Genomic DNA, 23,069 nt, shown 5'->3' on the forward strand with positions numbered 1-23,069 from the left:
CTGCCCTGCAGTCGGTTACCGGGAGCTACGACGGAAGCAGTCCGGCGACGAGCGCATCGACGATCTCGTCCGTCGTGGTGTCCGGCATCAGCGGCGTCGTCAGCCGGTCGAGGAGCAGTCCGTCGACGGCGTAGTGGAAGAGTGCGATCTCGTGGGCGCTGCCGGGTAGTCCGGCCGACGTATTGAAGGCCACGTCCGCCTCGAAACCTGTTCGGCCCCAGTCGGACATCATCGCGGCGACGTCCGGGTTGCGGGCGCTCTCGAGGCGCAACTCGAACAGTGCCAGGGTCACGCCGCGGTTCTCGGTGAGCCTCTGGACGATGTCGCGAACATAGTCGGCGAACAACTCCCTGCTCGGTTCGCGGGTGGACAGGGTGGCGAGCACGTCCGGATCGGGTGTCAGTCGTTCGCCGATGCGTTCCACCAGTCCGGCGATCAGTGCGTCCCGGCTGCGGAAGTAGTTCGACGTCGTGCCCAGCGGGACGTCGGCCTCGCGGTCGACCGCGCGGTGGGTGAGCCCCCGGGCGCCCTGGTTGGCCAGCACGGCCAGGCCTGCGTCGGCGAGGACCTGCCGCCGCTCATCGTTGCGAACCATGCCGACATGCTAGCCGAACCACTACATGTGTTGTACATTTCTATCCACAACAGTTGTAGTGATTGGAGTCGGAGTGCGTGAACTCGTGTACTACGTCGCCGCCAGTCTCGACGGTTACATCGCCGGTCCCGACGGGCAGTTCGATGCGTTCGATCTGGAGGGCGACCACATGGCCGACCTCGCGCGTTTCCTTGACGCCCTACCCACCGACGGCGCCGCCCACCTCGGCATCGCGCAACCGTGTACCGGGTTCGACACCGTGCTCATGGGATGGAACACCTACGCCGTGGGACTGCCCGAGGCGACGAGCCCGTACCGGCACCTGCGCCAGATCGTGTTCTCGCGCAACAACTCTGCCGAGGACGAGAACCTCGTCGTGACGGACTCCGACCCGGTGGAACTCGTCCGGGACCTGAAGCGGCAGCCCGGCGCGGACATCTGGCTGTGCGGTGGAGGCACGCTGGCGTCCCAGCTCGTCGGCGAGATCGACCGACTGGTCGTCAAGCGGCACCCACGGTTGTTCGGCGCCGGCATCCCGTTGTTCGGCCCGAGCGCGTACCGGCCCGCGCCGTTCGACGTGGTCGACACCCGTACCTTCCAATCCGGGGTGGCGGTCACCGAGTACGTACGCCGGGGCTGAGGGGCAGTTCGACGACGTCGTCGGCCCACGCGTCCAGCAGCGCGTGGTCGTGGCTGACGGCGAGGACGCCCAGCCCGGTCCGGGTCTCCTCGCGAAGCACCGCGACGAGAGCCGCGGTGGTCGCGGGATCGAGCATCGCGGTCATCTCGTCGCAGATCAGGTATCGGGGTTTCTGCACCAGAGCCCGTGCGAGACAGGCGCGTTGCAGCTGTCCGTCGCTGACCTGGTGCGGACGCCGGGTCAGCAGGTCCGCCGTCAGCCCCACCCGTGCGGCGGCGGTGCGCACGATGTCCGCACGTTCGGCCCGCGGCACCCGGGCGAGCGCGAGGGGTTCCGCGACGATCCGTTCGAGTGTCAGCCGCGGCGACGTCGACTGGCGCGGGGACTGGAACAGCATCGCGATGGCCCGCCGGGTCTCCGGTGGCGCGTCGGTTCGGCTGGCGACGCCGACGCCGTCGACGCGCACCGTTCCCGACCACGGGCGGTGCAGCAGCGCGCACACCCGGGCCAGGGTGGTCTTCCCGGCCCCCGACGGCCCGGTCAGTCCGACTGTCCGGCTGCGCGGAATCTCGATGCCGACACCCTCGAGTACCGGGGTGCCGTGATCGTGTCCGGCGTGGATCGCCTCGGCGGTCAGACTCACGATGCACCCCCGACCTGGGTGCGGACGACGCGATCGCGGGTGCGGACCAAGTGCGTCGGGCCGCCGGAGAAGGCGGTGTCCGGGCGACGCAGGTGGTAGACGCAGTCGTCGGGCAGGTCGGTCAGTTCGGGCGGCGATCCCGGCATGGGGCGTAGCCCGTTGCGCGGGAGTGCCGCCATGAGGTCCTTCGTGTAGTCGTGCCACGGATCGTCGAGAACCTCTGCGGCCGGACCGGATTCGAGGATCCGGCCGGCGTACATCACCGACGCGGTGGCGGCGTGCCCGGCGACCGCGGCGATGTCGTGGGTGATGAGCAGAACGGCCGCTCCGGCGGCGGCGCAGCCGTCGAGCAGGGTCAGGATCCGTTCGGTGAGCCCGGGGTCCAGGCTGGATGTCGGCTCGTCGGCGACGATCACCTCCGGATCGCCGGCGATCGCGAACGCGATCGCGGCGCGCTGCGCCATTCCGCCGGACAGCTCGTGCGGGTACAGCTCGCGGCACCGGGGGTCGAGACCGACGCGGTCGAGGAGTTCGGTCACGCTGTAACGGCTTTCGAGGTGACGCCGGGTCTCGTCGAGCTGCGCGCCGACGGTGCGGACCGGCGTCAGATAGGTTGCGGCGGACTGCGGGACCAGGGCGATCCGTCGTCCACGCACGGTCCGCAACACGTGTTCGGCGGTGCCGACGATCTCGACCACGTCGCCGCCGGACGCGAGCCGGATCGACCCGGACACCCGGGCATTCGACGGCAGCAGTCCACTGATCGCGGACGCGACGATCGATTTGCCGCAACCGGATTCGCCGACGAGGGCGTGCGTGCGACCGGGCTCGAGGATCAGGCCGACGTCGGTGGCGGCGTGCACCACGCCGGCGGCGACGGGGATCCGGACCGTGAGGCCGTCGACGGTGAGGGCGGCGGTCATCGTGGTGTCCTCTCGAGGATCGGGGGGCTGATCCGGTCGCGCAGTGCCGCCCCGATGCCGGCGACCGCGAGCGTGGCCGCGATCAGCAACAGCGACGGGAACGCCAGTGTCCACCAGCCGCCGAGCAGTAGCGTCGAACGGGCCTCCTGCAGAAGCGTTCCCAGCGACGGCTGGTGCGGTGGGAGGCCGAGGCCGAGGAACGACAGCGTCGTCTCGTGCCAGATGGCGTGCGGCAGCAGCAGCACCACCGCGATGAGCGCCTGACCGGCCGCGGCCGGGACCAGGTGGTGCCGCATCACGTGCCGGCGTCCGGCACCCGCGAGCTGGGCGGCGTCGACGTACTCGCGGCCCCGCACCCCGAGGACCTCCGAGCGGGCGATGCGGGCGACCTGCGTCCAGTGGGTCAGGGCGATCGACGCGATGATCGCCGGGATGTTGCCGCGGAACAGCGCGACGATGACGATGCCGAGGAGCAGGTGCGGGAGTGCGTTGATGCCGTCGACCACACGCATCACGATCCGGTCGGTCCAGCCGCCGAAAGCGGCCGCGGCGACGCCGATCCCGGTGCCCAGCACGGTGGAGGCGACGGCGCACACCGCGGCGATGAGCAGCGACACCCGAAGTCCGGCGGCGACCCGGACGAACAGGTCGCGTCCGGCGTTGTCGGTGCCGAACCAGTGCTCGGTGCTCGGCGCCAGGCGCGCGTCGGCGAAGTCGGTGAGCCGGTCGTCGACGCCCGCGAGCCACGGCACCAGGACCGCGTACGCGACGATCGCGGCGAGCACGACCGTCGACACGAGCAGCCGTCGGTCGACGCGTGCGAACCTACCCATCGGTGCTCACCCGTGGATCGAGCAGCGTCAGCGCGACATCGGCGAGCAGGGAGCCGATCAGCACGATCAGCGTGGTGCCCACGGTGAGGGCGGCCAGGAGCGGGAAGTCGAGTTCGCGCGCCGACGTGACGACGGCGCCGGCGATCCCGGGCCACGAGAACACCTCCTCGACGATGGCCGCGCCGACGATGATCTCGGGCAGTCGCAGCCCGATGACGGTCGCGAACGGTCCCAGCGCGACGGGGACGATGTGCCGCAGCAGGATCGTCCGTTCGGGGATTCCGCGGGCGCGGGCACCGCGGACGGCGTCCGATCCGATCGCGTCGCGCACCGACTGCCGCACCGACATGGCCAGCCACGGCACCTGTGACACCGCGAGCACGGCCACCGGCAGCACGAGGTGCTCGGCGACCTGCCCGAACGTCGGATCGGCGCCGGCGTCGGTGAGCCCGGCGACCGGCAGCCACCCGAGCGAGAGCGCGAAGATCGCCACGCCGCCGAGGGACAACACGAACGGCGGGGTGGCCTGCACGACGGACGCGAGTGGCGCCACCACCCGATCCAGCAGACCGCCCGGCCGAGCACCGGACCAGACCCCGAGTACGAACGAGACGACCACCGCGAGGCCCAGACCCAGGCAGGTGAGCAGCAACGTCCACGGCAGGCGCTCGGCGATCACCGTCGCGACCGGCTGCCCGAAGCTGCGGGAGACGCCCAGATCGCCGGACAGCAGCCCACTCACCCAGTGCCAGTACGTCGTCCACCACGCGTCGTGCAGACCCAGCTCGTCGGCGAGGCGGGCCCGGTCGGCGTCACTGGTGGTCACGTAGCGGTCGCCGAGATAGCCGGCGAGCGGGTCGAACGGTGACCGCGACGCCAGCGCGAACAGGGCCGCCGACACCACCACGAGCAGCGGCACCGCGAAGGCGGCCCGGCGCAACGCCATTCGGGCCACCTCGCGGCGCCGCGGCCGGAGCCCGCGCCGGGGTGCGGCGGTCGCGGCCTCAGGAGGGGCGGACGTCGTCGTCACGGACGGGTCCAGTTCCGCAGATTCCACCACGGACCCCAGTTGACGCCGTGACTGTGCGGCTCGAGGATCGGCGTCGACCCGGTCCAGTCGCTCTCGCGCAGCACGTACGTGTGGTCGAGGAAGACCAGCATCACGTAGCCGGGATCGGCGACGTACGCGTTCTGCACCGCGCGGTAGTCGGCGGCGCGGGTCGCGGGGTCGATGCTGCGGCGGGCGTCGTCGAGTGCGCTGTCGATCTGCTGGTTCACGTAGTCGGAGGCGTTGTCGTAGCCGCTGCCGACGCCCGGTTGCGCGTACGACGAGTGCAGCGTCGAGTACAGCTGGGTGTCCGGGTCGTACGGCAGGTCGCCGCCGCCGAGCAGCCCGGCCTTGGTGGTGAGCTGGTCCGGGAACACGCCGCGGTCCACGGCCTCGACGTTCACCCGCACCCCGATCTCGGACGCATCCGACGCGAACGCCTGCGACAGGTCCCGGCGCAGGGTGTCCTGCGGGAAGTACATGATCGTGAACTCGGCGCGGACGCCGTCCTTGCTGCGGACCCCGTCCGGGCCGGGCACCCAGCCCGCGTCGGTCAGGATCTGCTCCGCCCGGGCGCGGTCGAACGGGAACACGGCGCCCGCCTCGTAGGCGTCGCCGTACACCTCGGGGACCGGGGTGGATGCCGACCGGCCGTGGCCGCCGAGGATGTTCGCGACCATCGCGTCCCGATCGACGGCCAGGTTGAGCGCCATCCGCATCGCCGGGTCCGCCGTGACCGGGTTGTCGGCGGGCAGCGTCACGCCGCGCCAGTCCGCGGACGTGTTGGCGACCACCTCGTAGCCGGAGCGGTCCGCGAACGTGTTCGCCAGGAGCGGTGGGATGTTCGCGCCGTCCAGTTCGCCGGCGGCCATCCGCTGCGCGCGGGCATTGTCGTCGGGCACGTAGACCACGGTGAGCTTCTTCACCTGCGGTGCGCCGTCCCAGTAGTCCTCGTTGGCCTCGTACACCGCCTGGTCGGCGCGCAGCGACACCAGCTTGTAGGGGCCCGTGCCCACGGGCTCACTGTTGAGGGGCGACTGCTCGGCGGGGCCGCCGGTGAGACGTTCGGACGGCGCGATCCCGAGCAGCAGCTTCGTCGGCCACGGCGCGTACGGGTACGCGAGCCGGAACTCGACGGTGTCCGGCCCGGTGGCCTCCACCGACTCGAGCATGTCGTACGACGTGGCCAGCGGTGAAGCGGACGCGGGATCGAGGATCGCGCGATAGGTCGCGACCACGTCCTCGGGGCCGAGCGTGGTGCCGTCGGTGAACCGGACGCCGTCGCGGATCCGGACGGTCCACACCGTCGCGTCGGGGTTCGGGACGGGCATCTCCGCCGCGAGTGCGGGCTCGAGCGTCGGGATACCGGTGTCCTGGCCGCCGCTGAGCCGGACCAGGCCGTCGTACATCTTTGCCTCGCCGGCCTCGCCGAAGCCGGCGACGGGGTTGTAGTTGCCCAGCTCGTAGCCGTCCGCGAGCACCAGCGCGGTCCCGCCACGATCACCGGATGCCGTGGGCGTGGAGCAGCCGACCAGGGCAATCGTCGCAATCGAGAAAATGGAAAGAGCTGGAACAAGTTTCATGATCATCCCCGTGGTTGGGTCTGGGTGAGGGGGAACGAAGCCGACATATGTGGGGCTGTTCAGATGAGAAGGTAGCAGTCGGGCGCAAGTCCGATCGCCCGAATTCGACTCGGTCCGGCCACATTCCGGATGCACTCCGGTGACGGACACCCTTGCTCACCAGGCCGTTTGCGCGCCCGGGGGCCTTCTTTGATAGCTCGCGAGAAATCTGTAAGATGTTGGGCGCCGCCAGATTCCAGGAACCGAAGCTGCTGCACGCGCTCGCGACCGGATCGCTCCGCTCGCTCCTCCTGGCTCGTGGCACCCACCAACAAGGCATCCCCAGTGGATGAGAACGGACAGTGCCCGCATGAACCTCAGTCCCCGGGAGATGGACAAGCTCTACATCCACGTCGTGGCCGACCTGGCACGTCGCCGCCGGGACCGGGGACTGAAACTCAACTACGGCGAAGCGGTCGCGCTCATCAGCGAGGCGATCGTCGAGGGCGCGCGTGACGGTCGGACCGTCGCCGAGTGCACCCAGCTCGGCCGACAGGTGCTGACCAGCGACGATGTGATGCCGGGCGTGCGGGACATGGCTCAACTCGTGCAGGTGGAGGCCACGTTCGTCGACGGCACCAAGCTGGTGTCCTGCCACGACCCGATCGGCGGATGAACCGATGGCCGCCGCGAACGTGATCCTGGTGTGCGGACACGAGTGTCCCGACACCTCGTATCTGCGCCGGATCGACCCCGTCTGGAGCGTCGTCGCAGGTGGGCGCGCCCTGACGGAGGCCATCGGGGCCGCGCGGTCCGCCTCTTCCGAGCCGTTGTGTGTCGTTCCGATGACCCTCGGCCGCGACCCCGGACTCGTCGCGGATGCCGCTCGTGCACTGAGTTGGGCACGCAGGGAGACGAATTCGACGCCGGTGGCTCTCGCGCAGCCACTGGGCGCAACCGACCATCTGGTCGGATGGCTGCGCGGGCGGGCGGTGGCGGCGAACACCGACGCGCTGCTGGTCGCTGCGCCCACCGGAAGCCCGTTCGAGGATGCCGAACTCTTCCGAATCGCCCGGCTGGTGCGACAATTCGGACCTTCCGGTCTGGTGGAGGTCGCGCTGCTCGGTGGCGATCCGGACCTGGTCGCGGGTATCGACCGGTGCCGTCGACTGGGTGCGCGTGAGATCACCGTGCTCCCGGCCTGGCTCGGGGCGGATCCGCCCCCGCCTCGGGAGGGTGTTGTCGACGGCGGCCCACTGCTCGGTGACGCGGCGCTGCGCGGGGTCGTCGCGGCCCGGGTCTCGGATGCGCTGCACCTGCTCGGACACGGGCACGACGGCATCGACGCCGGTCTGGGCGCTGAACACGGGCAGGGTTTCGCCCACAGCCACGGACCCGGCGAGGACCACGGCCACAGCCACGGCCACGGCCACGGCCACGGTCACGGTCACGGTCACTGACCGCTCGACGACACCGCACACCTCGGCTTCCGATCACACCGGGAGCCGACTTCTTCATTCAGTACTGCAGCGACGGGGCGAGCCCGCCGGAAAGGACGCGACACCGCCATGACGGAGGGAGCGAAGAACCTCTACGCCCACGAGCCGGTGCCCCTCAACACCGGTCGACGCCGGGTCGTCGTCACGGTGTCGAACGTGGGCGACCGCGCCGTCCAGGTGGGCTCGCATTACCACTTCTTCGAGGTCAACCGGGCGCTGCAGTTCGACCGCGCCGCGACGTACGGGATGCACCTCGATATCGCCTCGGGCACCGCGGTGCGGTTCGAGCCGGGCGACACCCGCACCGTGACGCTGTGCGAGTTCGGCGGCACGCGGGAGCTGGCGGGCTTCGCCGGGCTGGTGCACGACGGCGGCGACACCGTCGTCGCGCTGGACGATCCGGGGGTCCGGGAGCAGGTGTTCGGGCGTGCCCGTGAGCGCGGATTCCTCTCCGGTGTCGACGAATCGGGTGCCGGCGGGGACCGCCCGGAGCCCGAGCCGGCGGTGCTGCCTCGTCGGACCTACGTGGATCTGTTCGGGCCCTCGGTCGGCGATCGCTTCACGCTCGCCGACACCAACCTGGTGGTCGAGGTCGAGCGAGACTGCAATACCGGCGCATTCGGCGACGAGGCCGTGTACGGCGGCGGCAAGGCGATCCGCGACGGCATGGCGCAGGATCCCGCCGCGACAGCGGCGTCCGGTGCGCTGGACCTGGTGATCACCAACGTCGTGGTGCTCGACGCGATCCTGGGCGTCGTCAAGGGCGACCTCGGTGTCCGCGGCGGCCGGATCGTCGGCATCGGCAAGGCCGGTAATCCGCGCACGCAGGACGGGGTGAATCCGGATCTGGTGATCGGGCCCGGCACCGAGGTGATCTCGGGCGAGCACCTGATCGCGACCGCGGGCGCCGTGGACACCCACGTGCACTTCCTGGCGCCGCAGCAGGTGGACGAGGCCCTCAGCAACGGCGTGACCACGATGATCGGCGGCGGGACCGGGCCCTCCGACGGCAGCAAGGGCACCACCTGCACTCCGGGTCCGTGGCACATCGGCCGGATGCTGCAGGCCGTCGAGGAACTGCCGGTCAACGTCGGGCTGCTGGGCAAGGCGACGTCGCTGCCCGCGGCGATGGCGGAGCAGATCGCGGCGGGGCTGTGCGGGATCAAGATCCACGAGGACTGGGGCGCGACTCCCGCCACCATCGACGCGGCGCTGCGCGTCGCCGACGACATGGACATCCAGGTCGCGATCCACGCCGACACCCTCAACGAGTCCGGCTTCTACGAGGACACACTCGCCGCGATCGACGGGCGGACCATCCACACGTTCCACACCGAGGGGGCCGGCGGCGGGCACGCACCCGACATCCTGAGGGTGGCGGGGGAGTCGAACGTGCTTCCGGCGTCGACCAATCCGACGCTGCCGTACACGATCAACTCGGTCGACGAACTGCTCGACATGGTGATGGTGTGCCACCACCTCCGGCACGACATTCCCGAGGACGTCTCGTTCGCCGACTCGCGGGTGCGGGCCGAGACCATCGCGGCCGAGACCGTGCTGCACGACGACGGCGTCATCTCCATCTTCTCGTCCGACTCGCAGGCGATGGGCCGGGTCGGGGAGATCTGGACACGGGCGATCCAGACCGCGCACCACTGCAAGGACCAGCGCGGCCCGCTGCCCGAGGACACCGCCGCCGACGGCACGTCCCGCAACGACAACGAACGCATCCTGCGTTACGTCGCGAAGACGACGATCAACCCCGCGCTCGCGGCGGGTATCGCCGACCACGTCGGCTCGCTCGAACCCGGCAAGCTTGCGGACATCGTGCTGTGGCCGGTGCATTCGTTCGGTGCCAAGCCGAGCCTGATCCTCAAGGGCGGCCTGATCTGCTGGTCGCTGATGGGCGATCCCAACGGCTCGATCTCGACGCCGCAGCCGGTGCGTTACCGGCCGATGTACGGGGCGCTGGGTGCGGCGATGCGGTCCACCCGCCTGACCTTCGTCTCGCAGGCCGCCCTGGACGCGGGTGTCCCGGCGCAGCTCGGACTGCAGTCCCCGGTGGTGGCGGTGCGGAACTGCCGCTCGATCGGCAAACAGGACATGGTCCGCAACACCGCGACGCCTCACATCACCGTCGACCCGGACACCTACCACGTCCGCGCCGACGGCAAGACCGCGACGATCGCTCCGGCGCAGCGTCTTCCGCTCACCCAACTGTTCTACATCGCGTGAGCCGGACATGACCGATGTGGCCGCACTGCTGGTGACCCTCCAGCTCACCGACTCCGCGTTCCCGGCGGGCTTCTACACGCTCTCGCACGGGCTCGAGGGCTACGCGCAGTCCAAGTCCGTCACGCCCGAGACGCTGCCGGACCTGCTGGCCGACCTGCTACGGAACTCGGTGGGACCGTCGGACGCGACCGCGGTGGCGTTGGCGCACGCCGCCGTCCGCGACCGCGATGCGGAGCGACTGCACCGGGTGGACCGGCGGCTGTACGCCACCAAGCTCAATCGGGAGTTGCGGCGGGCGTGCACCCGGACCGGGCACCAGATGTTGTCGGTGTCGCGGCAGACGTTCGGCCGCAGCGACATCGACGAGTTCGCGGACGCGGTGAGCGCCAAGCGCACCCCCGGGACACAGCCCGTCGTGACCGGGGTCGTGGCGGCCGGGTGCGGAATCGAGGCGGCGCAGGCCGTGGCCGGTGACCTGTTCGCGTTCGCGACGAGCCTCGTCGGGGCCGCGCTGCGACTGCGCCTCACCGATCACCTGCGTGCACAACGCATCCTGGCCGACGCCGCCCCGGTGATCGAGGAGGTCACCGCGGCGGCACTACGGCGCGAACTCGACGATATCGGCGGGTGCACACCCGTCGCCGATGTGATGTCGGCTCGGCACGAGCGGGCCGATGCCCGCCTGTTCGTCAGCTGACACCGGAGAAGGAGATGACATGACCGAGTTTTCCGAGTTTTCCGAACTTGGAGGGCCTTCCGGGGTTCTCAGGGTCGGAATCGGCGGGCCGGTGGGCTCGGGCAAGACCGCGCTCATCGAGGCGCTCGTCCCCGTCCTGACCGCGCGCGGATACAGCCCCGCCGTGATCACCAACGACATCTACACGCAGGAGGACGCCCAGCACGTCCGGCGCACCCTCGACGGAATCCTCGACCCCGCAAAGGTGGTGGGCGTGGAGACCGGCGCGTGCCCGCACACCGCGGTCCGTGACGATCCGACGATGAACCTGGCCGCCGGTGCCGAACTGCTCGACCAGTTCCCCGACGTCGACACTCTGCTGTACGAGTCGGGCGGCGACAACCTCACGCTCACGTTCAGCCCGGTACTGGTCGATCTGTTCCTGTTCGTCCTCGACACCGCCGAGGGCGAGAAGATGCCGCGCAAGCGTGGGCCGGGCATCACCGAGTCGGATCTGTTGGTGATCAACAAGATCGACATCGCGCAGTACGTGCGCGCCGACGTGTCCGTGATGGAGTCGGACGCGTACCGGGTCCGCGACGGTCGTCCGGTGCAGTTGACGAACTGCCTGACCGGGCAGGGGCTCGAGCAGATCGCGGACTTCCTCGACACGTTCAGGAAACCGGCATGAGCACGCCGGAGGTCCCGGACGTGCCCGGTGTGGTGGGTGCGTACGCCGGCACACCCGAGACGCTGCCGGTCGGCAGTCCGGGCAAGAACGGGATCCTCGAGCTGGGCTTCGCGGTCCTCGGTGGCCGGACCGAGCTGACGCACCACCAGCAGCAACCGCCGCTGCAGATCATGCGTCCGCTGTACGTCGATCCCGAGCGCCCCGACCTGCCCGTCGTGTACCTGATGTCGACGGGTGGCGGGCTGGTGCAGGGCGACCGCATGCGATTCGACTTCGACTGTGGCCCGGGCACATCGGTGCATCTCACCACGCAGGCGTCCACCAAGGTGCAGCGCATGGACACCGACTACGCGACGCAGTCGGTTCGGCTGCGGGCCGGGGAGGGCGCGTTCGTCGAGTACCTGCCCGAACCGTTGATCCCGTTCGGCGGCGCCCGCCTGCACCAGCGGACGGAGGTGACGGTCCATCCGACCGCCACCGTGATCGTCGGCGAGACGGTGCTCGCGGGACGGTTGGCGCGCGGGGAACGGCACGACTACGACGTGCTGTCCTCGGACCTCGAGATCGTGCGGCCCGACGGCGACCTGCTCGCCGTGGACACGATCCGGCTGCACCCGTCCGGTAGCGGCGTGACCGGACCGGCGGTCTTCGCCGACCACGACGTCATGGGGACGCTGTACGTGGTCAGCCCCCTCGCCACCGTGACCGCCCTCGCCGACGCACTGCACGCGGCGATCGACGGCGCGGCGGACGGCGTCCACGCCGGGGTGAGCATCCTGCCGGAGGACTGCGGCGCGTGGATCCGCGTGCTCGGACCCGACACCGAGGCGGTGAGCGCCGTGGTGCGGCGCGCCTGGGACGCCGCGCGTCGGCTCCTGGTCGGGGTGCCGGCACCGCACATCCGCCGAACCTGATCACGCTCAGTCCTGTTCGTCGGCCCCGACGGGTCTGCTGGGTATGCGCCCGGTGCCGAACAGCGCGGCGACGGCGAGCAGCGCCGCCACCGACAACGCGCTCTGCAGGGCCTCGAGTCGGGCGTCGGTGTTCGCGTCGACCACGGCGTCGGTGACCGCCGGATCGACCCCGGCGTCGCGGAGGGCGGCGTCGAGCTGGGTGTCGCTGAGGAACGGCACACCGCTCGCGAGATCGGTCTCGGCCTGCTGCTGGACGCTGTCGGGTACCCGAGGATCGTTCTGGATCCCGGCGACGATCGAGGCGCTGAGGGTCGCGATCAGGACCGATCCGACGAGCGCGGTGCCCAGGGAGGCGCCGAGGTTCGTGGCGGTGTTCTGCAGCCCGCCCACCTCGGCGCTGCGCGAATCGGGCAGCGCCGACACGGTGACCGCGCCCAGCTGGGAGGCGAGCGCCCCCAGCCCCAGGCCCATCAGGAGCATCGGGACCGCGACGACGCCCGCGTTGGCGCCGGGATCCATGCCGGCCGCCAGGATGAGGATCCCGACGATCATGGACGCCAACCCGAGGCGGACGACGCGCCGCGGCGAGGCGTGCGGCCACACCTTCGGGATGCCGATGGCGGCCAGGAGCAGCGCGATCGACAGCGGTAGCAGGCGGACCCCGGTCTGCAGCGCGCTGAGCTCGAGCACGACGGACAGGAACAGCGGCACCGCGAAGAAGACACCGGCCTGGACCAGGAACTGCGCGAAGAACATCGTCAGGCCGCCGGACAGTTGCCGGTTGCCGAGCAGTCGGGTGTCGAGCAACGGCTCCCGCCCCAGGCGGGTCAGGCGCGCCTCCCACCTCATGAAGGCGTAGACCACCAGGAGTCCGGCGAGGACGAGCCAGAACACGGGGGACAGACCGAACATCTCGGGTCCGCCGGGTCGGCTGCGCAGCCAACCCCATTCGCCGGACCGCAGCACACCGAACACGACCAGTCCCAGACCGACCACCGACAGCAGCGACCCGACCAGGTCGAGGCGCACCCGCGACGGTGGAGCGTCCTCGATCCGGCGGAGCACCGGCAGGATCAGCAGCACCAGCACCACCTCGCCGGCGAAGACGTAGCGCCACGACGCGAAGGTGGTCACGGCGCCGCCGATCAGCGGTCCCGCAGCGACGGCGATCGCGCCGGATGCGGCAACCAATCCGTATGCGCTCGAGCGTCTCTCGGGAGGAAAGTTGGACGCGACGAGCGCCACGATGGCGGGCATGATGAGCGCCGCACCTACGCCCTCGAGCAGCGACCAGCCGATCAGCAGGACCGTGAGGTTCGGGGCGAGCGCGGTGGTGAGCGACCCCGCGCCGTAGACGACGAGTCCGATCGCGAACGCCCGGCGGCGGCCCACGATGCTCCCGATCTTGCCGCCGGTGATCATCAGCGTCGCCATCACCAGGGTGTACAGCGTGATCGCCGTCTGGATGCCGGTGATCGTGGTTCCGAGGTCGGATGCGACCATCGCCATCGACACGTTCATCACCGAGCTGTCGAGGGTCATCAGGAACTGACCGGCCGACAGGGTCGCCAGGACGAGTGTCGCCCTGGATCCGACCGACTGCCCCGCGCGTGGGCCCATACCTGATTGAAGCAGGGCCGGGGCGCGCTGCGGTGCGGATCTACCGATACACGGTGCCGACGAGACCTCCCGAACGGCTTTCAGTCGATCAGACCGGTGCGGTAGGCGATCTCCAACGCTTCGTCGCGGGAGTGCGCGCCGATCTTCCGGTAGAGCGAACGCAACTGGCTCTTGATCGTATTGGTCGACACGAACAGCTTGCGGGCCATCTCGACCGTCGACAGGCCAACCGCCAGTTCGGCGAGTACGGCCCGTTCGCGCGCGGTCAGGTCGACGTGGTGCACGGCCGCCGGGTACATCTCGGGAGCATCGGACGCGAGCAGGATGCGCGCGGCCGAGGACCGGTTCGCCGCGGCGGTGTCGAGTGCGGTCAGCAATGCCCGCGGCACCGTCGCGAGCGTGCTCACCAGCCCGGCGCGATCGGCGATGGCGGCCGCCCGCTCCCATGCCCGCGTCGCGGCGGCGTTCTCGCCCAGGGCCCGGCGAGCGGCGGCCTCGACGAGGAGTGCCTCCACCTGTGTGCGGGTGAACGGGTAGCTGAACCAATCGAACTTGCGGCACAGCGCCAGTGCCGCCGTCGGCGCGCCGGTGAGCAGGCGGGCGCGGGCCGCGGTGGCCGCGAGGATCGGTTCGTCGGGAGTATGCGCGGAGAGGACGGACAGGGCCCGGTTGCCTTCGCCAAGCGCCAGGCACAGATCGACCTCGAGGGCGGTCATCACCAGTGCGATCGTCGATCCGGGACGCAGCACCGCGGCATGCGATGCGACCGCCCGCTGCAGGACGGCCAATCCCGCATGCGCGTGGCCGGCGGCCAACGCGAACCGTCCGTGCGCGTAGGTCACGAACGCCCACAGCTCTTCTCGCTCGGAAGCCTCGCCCAGCTCGTCGAGCCGGGCGGCGGCCGCCGTGAAGTCCAGCCGGTCCAGGGCGACCAGGGTGCGGGCGACCAGGCCGCCTACCTCGGCCCGCGGCTCGAGCCAGCCGTCCGGGTCCGGATGGGCGTCCTCGAGTTCGAGCCATTCGGTGGCGCGTCCCGGGTCGCCGACGACAGCCCAGTTCATTGCGGAATTCCCGGCGGCGTGGCGTGCCACGCCATGGTTCCGCCCTGCCAGGGCGCCGCGGTGGGCGAGGCGGAGTTCGACCGTCGATTCGGCGAAGGCACCCGCGAGTTGGTACGTGATGCCCCACTGCAGCCGTATGGCCGGAAGCAGGGGTCCGACCTCGTCGGGCCGGGCGTCCAGTGCTCCGCGAACCAGATGTGACAGCCGACGGGTCAGCTCCGCGGCGCGCTCGTGCTCGCCCGCCAGTCGCAGCATGAGCGCCTGTACGCAACCGATGCCGAGTGGGTGCTCGGGCCCCGGACCGGCTGCGGGTGTCTCGAGGTCCCTCGGGCTGCGCGGCGGGACGCGGGACTGCGCGCCGAGTCGCGCGAGCAGATCGCGCCCGGCCTCGATCACGGGATGTGAATCGAGCCGGTCCTCCGGAAGTTCCGGCAGGACGGCACGCAGCACCGCGAAATGGCGGCAGACCAGATCCACCCAGTGGCTGTCGATCAGCTCGATCGCGAGGTTCCAGTCACGGGCTTCGGCCGCGTACGACAGTCCCCCGGCGATGTCCCCCCGCTCGAGGGCGTGCCGGGCGAGTTTCGTCAGGTTCGACGCGGGCTGGATACCGACCGACGCCTGTGCGGCGATCAGCCGGTCCCGGATCGCGGGCGCGAACTCCCAGGCGTCCTCGAGGGCCGTTTCGCAATGGTTGACGATCCCGGCGGTTTCGAGTGACTCGAGCTGCCGGGCCGCGTCGCCGATCCCGGTGAGTAATGTCGCGACGTCCGGTGTGATGACGTGGGCGGATGCCACCGCGATGACGAAATCGCGTTCGGAGTCAATCGAAAGGTGTGCCAGGACAGCGGAATGCACGTATCGGTCGACCGCGTCGTCGAGCCGACGTGCGAGTAGTGCCCGCCGGTCGGCGGCGTCGGGAAGCGTCTTGGCGACCACGACCGCGACCCGCATGAGTGCCGGCAACGAGCCGACGCGTTCGAGAATGTAGTCCAGTTCGCCCGGCTCGAGACTTATGCCGGAGTGCGCGAACAGGTCCCGGGCGTCCTCGCGGGTGTAGAGCAGATCGCGCGGGAGGATGAGTTCGTGCGTCGGCTCCACACGGATCGGATCGCCGAACAGCGACCGCCCGCACGTGGTGGCGACGATGTTGACGTTGTGACAGCGGTCGAGCAGATGGAGGATCTCCTCTTCGATCCGGTCGTCGTGGACCAGATCGACTCGCAGCATCACGAGAAGCACCGGCGCCCCGCTCCGCGCGAGGTATTCGCGCACCGACTCGGCTGCCGAGGTTCCGCCGCTCGGATTCGGTTCCCCGGCAATGACGCCCGCGGTGCGGATGCGGTCCAGCACGCCGGTCCAGTACGTCTCGGAGTCTCCGATCGTGGCGGGGGCCGGAATCCACAGCACCACACGGAAGTCCGGGCGGGATGCGTCCAACCACGATGTGACGAGATCGAGCTTGCCGAATCCCTGCGGTGCGCGGATGACGGTGATCGGAGAGTTGCGATCCAAACGGGCGAGCAGGCGCTTCCGGGGTGGCGCCCACGCCGAACTGCGACGCGACGGGGGTCCGGGATACTGGTCGTCTCGACGCTGTCTTATCAAGAACCACCCCCCGTTTCGGTCTCGATTGTGCCTGCCGTCAGTCACGATGGCGGGCAAACACGGACATCCGCTCCATCAACCTGTTCGAGTCCGATCATCGCAAACCGAAAAGACCGGTCTGTTCTCGCCCTCTCTTCCCGGCGGGTGAGAATGTGTCTTGACCGTGTCCGGGATCCGGGGCACGGTCGTCGGTATGAGTGATCGTGTACCGGACCCCACGTTGCACGGCTCGGTACGCGGACCGCAGACGGAGGTGCCCGGGCCGCGAGCGATCTCCCGTCGGCGCGTCACGGTTCTGGACCTGGCCCGGCCGAGCGGGATCGGTGGCGCACTCGAACTGTCGGGGCAGGCGTGGGATTTCGAGGTCGACGGGGAGCGGGTGCCGTCGGTTCGCGAAACCGCAACTCTCCGTGCGGCTGTCGACTACCACCACGGCCGTGTTCTGACCGCCCTGGAGACCGTGCCCGCCGCCCCGGAGCTCGTGGGTCTCGTCGGTGAGTCCGCCATCGCGGGATTCCGCGGACGCCTGGGTGCGGTCGTCGCGGGCGGTGCCGCCCGTCGAGGTACGCCACTGGCGGCGCTGCTCGACGACGTGCCGTTGGGCACCCTCATCTCCGGGCACGCGGTATCCGCGGCGAGCGAACTCGACGCGCAAAGCGTAACTGCGAGTACCGGATACGTTCCCGTCGGCGACCAGTGCGCCGGATACGCCGATAGTGGCGTACTCATCGCGACGATCGCGGTGCGTGGGCGCAGCCCCGTCGCCGACGGCCCGGTCGCGCCTCCCATCGACGACGCCTTCGGCCGGCTGCCGGCTCCGCTCGCCCCGCACTCGATGCGCCGACGTCGGCGCATCGACCGCTGGGTCGTCGACGGCGCGTTGCACGTCGACGCAATGTTCCGTGACACCTCCGGCCGCGCCGACGGGGTCGAGACCGTGATCCACGAGTACCGACTGACGGTGATCGCGGACGTCGAGACCGGCATCGTGAGCGACGCCGTCGCGACGCCGCACGTGCTGCCGTGGTTCGACTGTCCGGGTGCCGTCGCGAGCGCCGGTCGCCTCGTCGGAATGACGCTCGCCGAGGTGGAGGCGCGGGTGCGGCGGGAGTTCCGTGGTGTCGACACCTGCACCCACCTCAACGACCTGCTGCGGAGCATCGCGGACTGACCTTCCGGCTGCCGCTGCGGCGGCCGCGGCCCGCCGGTGTCACCGATGAGATCCTGGTTCGCTCGGCGAGTGCCGTTCCACAGCAGACGATTCGGGTCGACCGCTCGGCCTGACCGGGGGCCGCGCCGAGGATCGGCACTCCTACGCGCTGGACGCGTGGGTCAGGCCGGCGGCGAGCGCCCCGGCGAGGGCGCCGACGACGACCTACCCCGCGTGTGGTCTCCGAGGTGGACCCGGGACCAACCGACCAGTGGCGTGAACACCAACGTCAGCAGCCACCACGGTGAGACCGCGAGCGCCAGAACGATCCAGGATGACGGCTATCGGGACGACGTCCGCGGCAGATCGAGATCTGTCATGCGCCCACGGTAGTGGTCGGATGCAGGTCCGCCCGGCCGGGCCTCGCCCCGGTCAGTGGCTGAGGGAGGCGCCGAATCCCTTCGTCGCCAGCCACTCGATCACGGTGTCCGCCACCTCGGGCCAGCCGTGGTCGACGGTCAGTGAGTGACCGCGGTCCGGGAAGACGAGGTAGTCGTTGTCGGTGTGGGCCCGGTGATACCGGCGGTGTGCCGAGCGGCTGACCGATTCGGGCACCGTATGGTCCTGGCCGCCACCGAGGATCAGCAGGGGCCCGCGTTCGACGTCGGTGTCGACGTGGGCGGGCGAGCCCGGCAGGAGGTTGGCGAAGGCTGCCTGGAACAGCGGCCTGCCCGGGGACGGGATGGCCCAGTGGTCGTACAGCGAGTCGGACTCGCTCCGGTCGAGCGCATTGCCGAAGCCGTAGGCGAAGGCGTCCGGGGTGAGCGTGACGCTGCGTTTGGCGTTGACGGGGTTGCCGAGGACCGCGAACGAGGAGCGCAGCTGCGCGAACGGGAGCGCCTTCACACCTTGGATCTGTGCGGGGTCGATCGCGACCGCGGCGGCGGCGACGTCCGCGGCCAGGAGCTTCTGGGCGACCAGGCCGCCGAACGAGTGCCCGACGACGATCGGTTTGCGCCCCAGCGGGGCGATCGCCTCGGCGAAATGGGCGGTGATCTCGTCGATCCCGACGCCGGCCTGGTCCTCGGCGTGGGCGCGGGTGTCGGTGACGGTCGGCGCCTCGCCGGGCCAGGTGGGGGCGAGGGTCGGGAACCCTGCCGCGCCGAACTTCTCGCGCCACGGATCCCACGACGAGGCGGCCAGCCACAGGCCGTGGACGAACATGACCGGCGGCGCACCGTGCGAGGCCGTCGGATCGGGTGACTGCGCCGAGGGGGTGTCGGTCATCGTCGGATCCTTCCGGGTCGTGGATCGCGTACCCAGTGCTTCCTCCACGATGCCCCGGCCGCCGCCGGAAAGGGCGATCAATCGCCGGATTCGTATGGACTTTGGTCACCAATCGAGGACAAATGGTCCGATTCGGTCCCATTGAGTGAGATTCATGTCACTGTCACCGGACACCTGTCGGATTGTGAACCGGAACACATGATTGCCGAACGGCTGATCGAACGAACGAACGATTTCACTGAAAGGGATTCGGGGAGCGGACATGACGGCGATGGAGACGGATAGCGAAGAAGTTCGGATGATCGACGCGGGTGAGGCGCCGACGCGATTCGCGCGGGGTTGGCACTGCGTCGGACTCGCGCGGGACCTGAGCGACGGCAAGCCGCACCCGGTGCACGCGTTCGGCACCAAGCTGGTGGTCTTCGCCGACAGCCAGGGCGAGCTCCAGGTGCTCGACGCGTACTGCCGCCACATGGGTGGCGACCTGAGCCAGGGCGAGGTCAAGGGCGACTCGGTGGCGTGCCCGTTCCACGACTGGCGGTGGAACGGCAAGGGCAAGTGCACCGACATCCCGTATGCCCGCCGGGTGCCCCCGCTGGCCCGGACCCGGGCGTGGACCACGATGGTCGAGGACGGGCTGGTGTTCATCTGGCACGACCCCGAGGGCAATCCGCCGCCGGCCGAGGTCACGATCCCGGAGATGACCGCACCCGGTGAGGAGTGGACCGACTGGGTGTGGAAGGAAATCACCATCGACACCAACTGTCGAGAGATCATCGACAATGTGGTCGACATGGCGCACTTCTTCTACGTGCACTTCGGTTTCCCGATCAAGTTCAAGAACATCTTCGAGGGCCACGTCGCCACCCAGTACTACGAGGGTGTCGGCCGCGAGGACATGGCACGGCCGAGCGCGAACGGTCAGGCGGCGTCGACGGGCAACAGTTCCGTCGCCGCGTACTACGGACCGTCCTTCATGATCGACGAGCTGACCTATCACTACCCGGACTTCTCGATCGATTCGATCCTGATCAACTGCCACTACCCGATCGCGCCGAACAAGTTCGTGCTCATGTACGGCATCAAGGTCAAGCAGACCGACGACATCCGCGGCGAGAAGGCGCAGGCGCTGGCGACCTCGATGGCGTCGTACATCACGATCGGATTCGAGCAGGACGTCGCGATCTGGAAGAACAAGACCCGGATCGAGAACCCGCTGCTGTGCGAGGAGGACGGCCCCGTCTACCAGCTGCGCCGCTGGTACGAGCAGTTCTACGTCGACGTCGCGGACGTCACGCCGGACATGGTGAACCGCTTCGAGTTCGAGATGGACACCACCAAGCCCGTCGCGGCCTGGAGGCGGGAGGTCGCGGAGAACATCGAGCGCCGCACCGCCGCGGCCGCCGCATCCAACTAGTTACCGCAGGTAAAAGCGCGTAACCGTTACGCGGCGAGGGGAATATCGCGTCGCCAGGCCAGGGTTCTTCGGTTATGGCGAAGACCGTGGTCGCGAACGCGTACGGAGGACCCGAGGTCCTCGAGGTGGTCGATCGGGACATCCCGGCGCCCGGTTCCGGTGACGTGGTGGTCCGGATGAGGGCGATCGGGGTGAACCCGATCGACTACAAGCTCTACAGCGGGGAGTTCGGTCACGACCCCGCACGACTGCCCGTCCGCCCGGGCGTGGAAGGGTCCGGCGTTGTCGCCGCTGTCGGCGACAACGTCCGGTCCGTCCGGACAGGCGACGAAGTGATCGTCTACGCCGGCGAGGGCGCGTACGCCGAGCAGGTCGTGGTGCCCGCCGAAGACGTGCTGCCCAAGCCCGATTCGGTGTCGTGGGAGTGCGCGGCGTGCCTGCTGGCGGCGGGAACGACGGCCGTCGAGGCGCTGACCGTCACCGGTGTCGTCGAGGGCGACGTCGTCGTGATCCACGGTGCGGCCGGCGGAGTCGGCGAGTTGGCCGTGCAACTGGCAGCGGCCCGCGGTGCGGTCGTCCTGGGGGTGGCGTGGCCCGTGCATCACGACTTTCTCCGCACGCTCGGCGCGATTCCCGTTCTCCCCGGCGAGGACCTGCCCGCGCGCATCGCCGAGCTGGCACCCGAGGGGGTGGACGCCGTGATCGACACGGTCGGTACCGACGAGGTCGTCGACGCGTCGCTCGCACTGGGGGTCGATCTGGACCGGATCGTCACCATCGTCGCGTTCGGTCGCGCGCAGCAGGACGGATTCCTGGCCATCGGGGCCGGAAACGAGGACAGCGCCCGGATTCGTCGCGAGGCCCGCCCGATCCTGGTCGACATGGCCGGGCACGGCGGCCTCGACGTGATCGTCGGAACCCGATTCCCGCTCGTCGATGCGGCCGAAGCGCACCGGGCACTGCGGAAACCGCATGCGCGTGGGAAGTTCGTGCTGCTGCCGTAGACCCGGCGGACCTCAGCCGAGCAGTCGGACGACCGCCTCGGCCACGGGCCGGGCGCTCCCCGGATTCTGGCCGGTCACCAGGAGACCGTCCTCGACCACGTGCGGCGCGAACGGCTGGGCGGTGAACGAGTAGACGGCCCCGCGGTCCTCGAGCTTCTCCTGCAGGCTGAACGGGACGGCGTCCGCGCGTTGCGCGAGTTCCTCCTCCGGCCAGGAGAATCCGGTGACATTCCTTCCGGCGACGAGATGTTCGCCGCTGCTCAGCGTGGCGCCGAGCAGTCCGGCCGGACCGTGGCAGACCGCCGAGACGATCTTGCCGCCCTCGTGGAACTCGCGCAGCAGTCGGCCGAGCTCGGGGCTGTCCGGGAAATCGAACATGACGCCGTGTCCGCCGGTGAGGTAGATGGCGTCGAAGTCGGCGGCCGAGACGTCGGCGACCGAGACCGTGTTGTCCAGCATGTCCATGAATTCCCGGTCGGCGTAACGACTTCCGGTCCCGCCGTCGGCCAGCACGTCGTGGGAGAGGCTCTCCGGGTCGAGCGGAACGGCGCCACCGGCGATGCTCGCGATCGTCAGCGACGCGCCGGCGTGTTCCGCGTAGTCCCAGAAGTGCGTCAGCTCGCCGAGCCACAGGCCGGTGCGGTACCCGGCCTTCTCGTACTCTCCGACGCTGGTGACGATGATCAGGATCCTCTTGTCGGCCACGGTGAACTCCTCCGTCGGTCCTGCGGTGTCCGTCCCCGCCTCCACGTTACGAGCCCTCGGTGGCGACCACCAGCGGGTGGCCCGATCGGCCCGGCATGCCGGATTCGCCCGTGCGTCGGGGCCGCCGCCGGGCGGGCGGCGGCCACCGGTGGGTCAGGGGAGCAGCGCCGCCGGGGTGCCCGGCAGGCCCGGGTAGTAGGTGCCGGCCGACCAGCCGCCGTCGACGGCCAGTTCGGCGCCCGAGATGTACGACGCTTCGTCGCTCGCGACGAACAAGGTGGCCCGCGCGATGTCCTCGGACTCGCCGATGCGCTGCAGCGGCACACCGGTGTACTTGCTCTGCAGGTCGTCGCCGCTGAGACCGCCGGGATTGCCGAGCGTGGTGTCCACCCCGCCCGGGTGCACCGAGCACACCCGGATGCCGGCCGGGCCGAGTTCGTACGCGAGCGCCTTCGTCAGGCCGCGCACCGCCCACTTGCTGGCGGTGTAGGCGGCGAGCCCGTTGACGCCGCGCAGGCCGTCCACCGACGAGATGTTGACGATGACGCCGCGGCCGGCCCGCTTCATCGTCGGCACGACGGTCTTGGCGCCCAGGAGATTTCCGAGCACGTTGATGTCGAGCAGGCGTTCGGTCCGCGCGACGTCGAGATCCTCGATCGGCGACCAGTGCATGACGCCGGCGTTGTTGACCAGGATGTCCAGGCCGCCGAACCGCTCGACCGTCCGGTCGGCGAACGCGGTCCACGACGCCTCGCTGCTCACGTCGAGCGGCGCGAAGAACGCGGCGTCGCCCAGTTCCTCGGCCAGCGCGCGGCCCTTGTCCTCGAGCACGTCGCCGAGCGCGATGCGGGCGCCCTCCGCGACGAAGAGGCGGGCCGTTGCGGCGCCCATACCCTGCGCCGCACCCGTGATGATCGCGATCTTGCCGTCGAGCCGTGCCATGCGTCCTCCGAGAATT

The 23,069-nt window shown here is 70.0% G+C and carries 21 protein-coding genes; 10 read left to right on the forward strand and 11 right to left on the reverse strand.

The features are described from left to right. Positions 1 to 25: 25 nt before the first annotated feature. The gene (locus AC1RIF_RS13065) at positions 26 to 595 is read right to left on the reverse strand and encodes a TetR/AcrR family transcriptional regulator (protein WP_492601778.1); all 570 of its coding nucleotides are present in this window, start codon (positions 593 to 595) and stop codon (positions 26 to 28) included. A 73-nt stretch (positions 596 to 668) separates the two neighbouring features. Here AC1RIF_RS13065 and AC1RIF_RS13070 point away from each other — a divergent pair, with 73 nt between their 5' ends. Beyond that, positions 669 to 1,235 (forward strand): dihydrofolate reductase family protein, encoded by a 567-nt coding sequence (locus tag AC1RIF_RS13070; protein ID WP_492601779.1) that lies wholly within the window; start codon positions 669 to 671, stop codon positions 1,233 to 1,235. On the opposite strand, the gene AC1RIF_RS13075 is transcribed toward AC1RIF_RS13070, so the two are convergent. The 5 genes from AC1RIF_RS13075 to AC1RIF_RS13095 all read right to left on the reverse strand — a co-directional run bounded on the left by AC1RIF_RS13075 (position 1,210) and on the right by AC1RIF_RS13095 (position 6,265). Further along, a complete protein-coding gene (locus AC1RIF_RS13075) occupies positions 1,210 to 1,878 on the reverse strand; it encodes an ABC transporter ATP-binding protein (RefSeq protein WP_492601780.1) in 669 nt (222 codons plus the stop codon). The genes AC1RIF_RS13070 and AC1RIF_RS13075 overlap by 26 nt on opposite strands. Next, on the reverse strand, positions 1,875 to 2,801 hold the full coding sequence (locus AC1RIF_RS13080) for an ATP-binding cassette domain-containing protein (protein ID WP_492601781.1): 927 nt from the start codon (positions 2,799 to 2,801) through the stop codon (positions 1,875 to 1,877). Before AC1RIF_RS13080 ends, AC1RIF_RS13075 begins: the two co-directional genes overlap by 4 nt. Further along, positions 2,798 to 3,634 (reverse strand): ABC transporter permease, encoded by an 837-nt coding sequence (locus AC1RIF_RS13085; RefSeq protein WP_492601782.1) that lies wholly within the window; start codon positions 3,632 to 3,634, stop codon positions 2,798 to 2,800. Before AC1RIF_RS13085 ends, AC1RIF_RS13080 begins: the two co-directional genes overlap by 4 nt. Then, on the reverse strand, positions 3,627 to 4,580 hold the full coding sequence (locus AC1RIF_RS13090) for an ABC transporter permease (RefSeq protein WP_492601892.1): 954 nt from the start codon (positions 4,578 to 4,580) through the stop codon (positions 3,627 to 3,629). The genes AC1RIF_RS13085 and AC1RIF_RS13090 overlap by 8 nt, the downstream gene beginning before the upstream one ends. 80 nt (positions 4,581 to 4,660) lie before the next feature. Then, complete coding sequence (locus AC1RIF_RS13095; RefSeq protein ID WP_492601783.1) at positions 4,661 to 6,265, reverse strand: ABC transporter substrate-binding protein; 1,605 nt, start codon at positions 6,263 to 6,265, stop codon at positions 4,661 to 4,663. 349 nt (positions 6,266 to 6,614) lie between these two features. Between AC1RIF_RS13095 and AC1RIF_RS13100 the strand changes: the two genes are divergently transcribed. The 6 genes from AC1RIF_RS13100 to AC1RIF_RS13125 all read left to right on the forward strand — a co-directional run bounded on the left by AC1RIF_RS13100 (position 6,615) and on the right by AC1RIF_RS13125 (position 12,259). Further along, positions 6,615 to 6,920 carry an urease subunit gamma gene (locus AC1RIF_RS13100; protein WP_492601784.1) on the forward strand — a complete coding sequence of 102 codons (306 nt, stop codon included), beginning with the start codon at positions 6,615 to 6,617 and terminating at the stop codon, positions 6,918 to 6,920. Between the two features lie 4 nt (positions 6,921 to 6,924). Next, entirely contained in the window at positions 6,925 to 7,704 is a 780-nt protein-coding gene (locus AC1RIF_RS13105; RefSeq protein ID WP_492601785.1) for a sirohydrochlorin chelatase, read from the forward strand. Positions 7,705 to 7,812: 108 nt separating this feature from the next. Beyond that, positions 7,813 to 9,978, forward strand: a complete 2,166-nt coding sequence (gene ureC / locus AC1RIF_RS13110) for an urease subunit alpha (protein ID WP_492601786.1) — start codon at positions 7,813 to 7,815, stop codon at positions 9,976 to 9,978. 7 nt (positions 9,979 to 9,985) lie between these two features. Then, positions 9,986 to 10,675, forward strand: a complete 690-nt coding sequence (locus tag AC1RIF_RS13115) for an urease accessory protein UreF (RefSeq protein ID WP_492601787.1) — start codon at positions 9,986 to 9,988, stop codon at positions 10,673 to 10,675. A gap of 19 nt (positions 10,676 to 10,694) precedes the next feature. After that, positions 10,695 to 11,345: an urease accessory protein UreG gene (gene ureG, locus AC1RIF_RS13120; protein ID WP_492601788.1), complete on the forward strand. Its 651-nt coding sequence runs from the start codon at positions 10,695 to 10,697 to the stop codon at positions 11,343 to 11,345. Beyond that, entirely contained in the window at positions 11,342 to 12,259 is a 918-nt protein-coding gene (locus AC1RIF_RS13125) for an urease accessory protein UreD (RefSeq protein ID WP_492601789.1), read from the forward strand. Before ureG ends, AC1RIF_RS13125 begins: the two co-directional genes overlap by 4 nt. Before the next feature lie 6 nt (positions 12,260 to 12,265). Here AC1RIF_RS13125 and AC1RIF_RS13130 read toward each other — a convergent pair whose 3' ends face one another. Beyond that, positions 12,266 to 13,879 (reverse strand): MFS transporter, encoded by a 1,614-nt coding sequence (locus tag AC1RIF_RS13130; RefSeq protein WP_492601790.1) that lies wholly within the window; start codon positions 13,877 to 13,879, stop codon positions 12,266 to 12,268. Between the two features lie 80 nt (positions 13,880 to 13,959). Next, positions 13,960 to 16,455 carry a LuxR C-terminal-related transcriptional regulator gene (locus AC1RIF_RS13135; protein ID WP_492601791.1) on the reverse strand — a complete coding sequence of 832 codons (2,496 nt, stop codon included), beginning with the start codon at positions 16,453 to 16,455 and terminating at the stop codon, positions 13,960 to 13,962. A 286-nt stretch (positions 16,456 to 16,741) separates the two neighbouring features. On the opposite strand from AC1RIF_RS13135, the gene AC1RIF_RS13140 reads away from it, so the two are divergent. After that, on the forward strand, positions 16,742 to 17,719 hold the full coding sequence (locus tag AC1RIF_RS13140) for a DUF2889 domain-containing protein (RefSeq protein WP_492601792.1): 978 nt from the start codon (positions 16,742 to 16,744) through the stop codon (positions 17,717 to 17,719). Between the two features lie 411 nt (positions 17,720 to 18,130). On the opposite strand, the gene AC1RIF_RS13145 is transcribed toward AC1RIF_RS13140, so the two are convergent. Beyond that, on the reverse strand, positions 18,131 to 18,985 hold the full coding sequence (locus tag AC1RIF_RS13145) for an alpha/beta hydrolase (RefSeq protein ID WP_492601793.1): 855 nt from the start codon (positions 18,983 to 18,985) through the stop codon (positions 18,131 to 18,133). A 262-nt stretch (positions 18,986 to 19,247) separates the two neighbouring features. On the opposite strand from AC1RIF_RS13145, the gene AC1RIF_RS13150 reads away from it, so the two are divergent. After that, positions 19,248 to 20,402, forward strand: coding sequence for a 3-ketosteroid-9-alpha-monooxygenase, oxygenase component (locus tag AC1RIF_RS13150; protein ID WP_492601794.1), 1,155 nt, complete (start codon positions 19,248 to 19,250; stop codon positions 20,400 to 20,402). Positions 20,403 to 20,476: 74 nt separating this feature from the next. Continuing rightward, on the forward strand, positions 20,477 to 21,406 hold the full coding sequence (locus AC1RIF_RS13155; protein ID WP_492601795.1) for an NADP-dependent oxidoreductase: 930 nt from the start codon (positions 20,477 to 20,479) through the stop codon (positions 21,404 to 21,406). 12 nt (positions 21,407 to 21,418) lie between these two features. On the opposite strand, the gene AC1RIF_RS13160 is transcribed toward AC1RIF_RS13155, so the two are convergent. Beyond that, complete coding sequence (locus tag AC1RIF_RS13160) at positions 21,419 to 22,111, reverse strand: type 1 glutamine amidotransferase domain-containing protein (protein WP_492601796.1); 693 nt, start codon at positions 22,109 to 22,111, stop codon at positions 21,419 to 21,421. A 153-nt stretch (positions 22,112 to 22,264) separates the two neighbouring features. Further along, positions 22,265 to 23,053, reverse strand: coding sequence for an SDR family NAD(P)-dependent oxidoreductase (locus AC1RIF_RS13165; protein WP_492601797.1), 789 nt, complete (start codon positions 23,051 to 23,053; stop codon positions 22,265 to 22,267). Positions 23,054 to 23,069: the final 16 nt, after the last annotated feature.

The sequence above is a fragment of the Prescottella sp. GW823-FHT02E09 genome, assembly GCF_058797375.1.

Excerpts from the sequence above, each read along its gene's own strand:
- AC1RIF_RS13065 (WP_492601778.1), bottom strand. The coding sequence starts at position 595 with ATGGTTCGCAACGATGAGCGGCGGCAGGTCCTCGCCGACGCAGGCCTG.
- AC1RIF_RS13080 (WP_492601781.1), bottom strand. The coding sequence starts at position 2,801 with ATGACCGCCGCCCTCACCGTCGACGGCCTCACGGTCCGGATCCCCGTC.
- AC1RIF_RS13085 (WP_492601782.1), bottom strand. The coding sequence starts at position 3,634 with ATGGGTAGGTTCGCACGCGTCGACCGACGGCTGCTCGTGTCGACGGTC.
- AC1RIF_RS13090 (WP_492601892.1), bottom strand. The coding sequence starts at position 4,580 with ATGGCGTTGCGCCGGGCCGCCTTCGCGGTGCCGCTGCTCGTGGTGGTG.
- AC1RIF_RS13095 (WP_492601783.1), bottom strand. The coding sequence starts at position 6,265 with ATGAAACTTGTTCCAGCTCTTTCCATTTTCTCGATTGCGACGATTGCC.
- AC1RIF_RS13100 (WP_492601784.1), top strand. The coding sequence starts at position 6,615 with ATGAACCTCAGTCCCCGGGAGATGGACAAGCTCTACATCCACGTCGTG.
- AC1RIF_RS13105 (WP_492601785.1), top strand. The coding sequence starts at position 6,925 with ATGGCCGCCGCGAACGTGATCCTGGTGTGCGGACACGAGTGTCCCGAC.
- ureC (WP_492601786.1), top strand. The coding sequence starts at position 7,813 with ATGACGGAGGGAGCGAAGAACCTCTACGCCCACGAGCCGGTGCCCCTC.
- AC1RIF_RS13115 (WP_492601787.1), top strand. The coding sequence starts at position 9,986 with ATGACCGATGTGGCCGCACTGCTGGTGACCCTCCAGCTCACCGACTCC.
- ureG (WP_492601788.1), top strand. The coding sequence starts at position 10,695 with ATGACCGAGTTTTCCGAGTTTTCCGAACTTGGAGGGCCTTCCGGGGTT.
- AC1RIF_RS13125 (WP_492601789.1), top strand. The coding sequence starts at position 11,342 with ATGAGCACGCCGGAGGTCCCGGACGTGCCCGGTGTGGTGGGTGCGTAC.
- AC1RIF_RS13130 (WP_492601790.1), bottom strand. The coding sequence starts at position 13,879 with ATGGGCCCACGCGCGGGGCAGTCGGTCGGATCCAGGGCGACACTCGTC.
- AC1RIF_RS13140 (WP_492601792.1), top strand. The coding sequence starts at position 16,742 with ATGAGTGATCGTGTACCGGACCCCACGTTGCACGGCTCGGTACGCGGA.
- AC1RIF_RS13145 (WP_492601793.1), bottom strand. The coding sequence starts at position 18,985 with ATGACCGACACCCCCTCGGCGCAGTCACCCGATCCGACGGCCTCGCAC.
- AC1RIF_RS13150 (WP_492601794.1), top strand. The coding sequence starts at position 19,248 with ATGACGGCGATGGAGACGGATAGCGAAGAAGTTCGGATGATCGACGCG.
- AC1RIF_RS13155 (WP_492601795.1), top strand. The coding sequence starts at position 20,477 with ATGGCGAAGACCGTGGTCGCGAACGCGTACGGAGGACCCGAGGTCCTC.
- AC1RIF_RS13165 (WP_492601797.1), bottom strand. The coding sequence starts at position 23,053 with ATGGCACGGCTCGACGGCAAGATCGCGATCATCACGGGTGCGGCGCAG.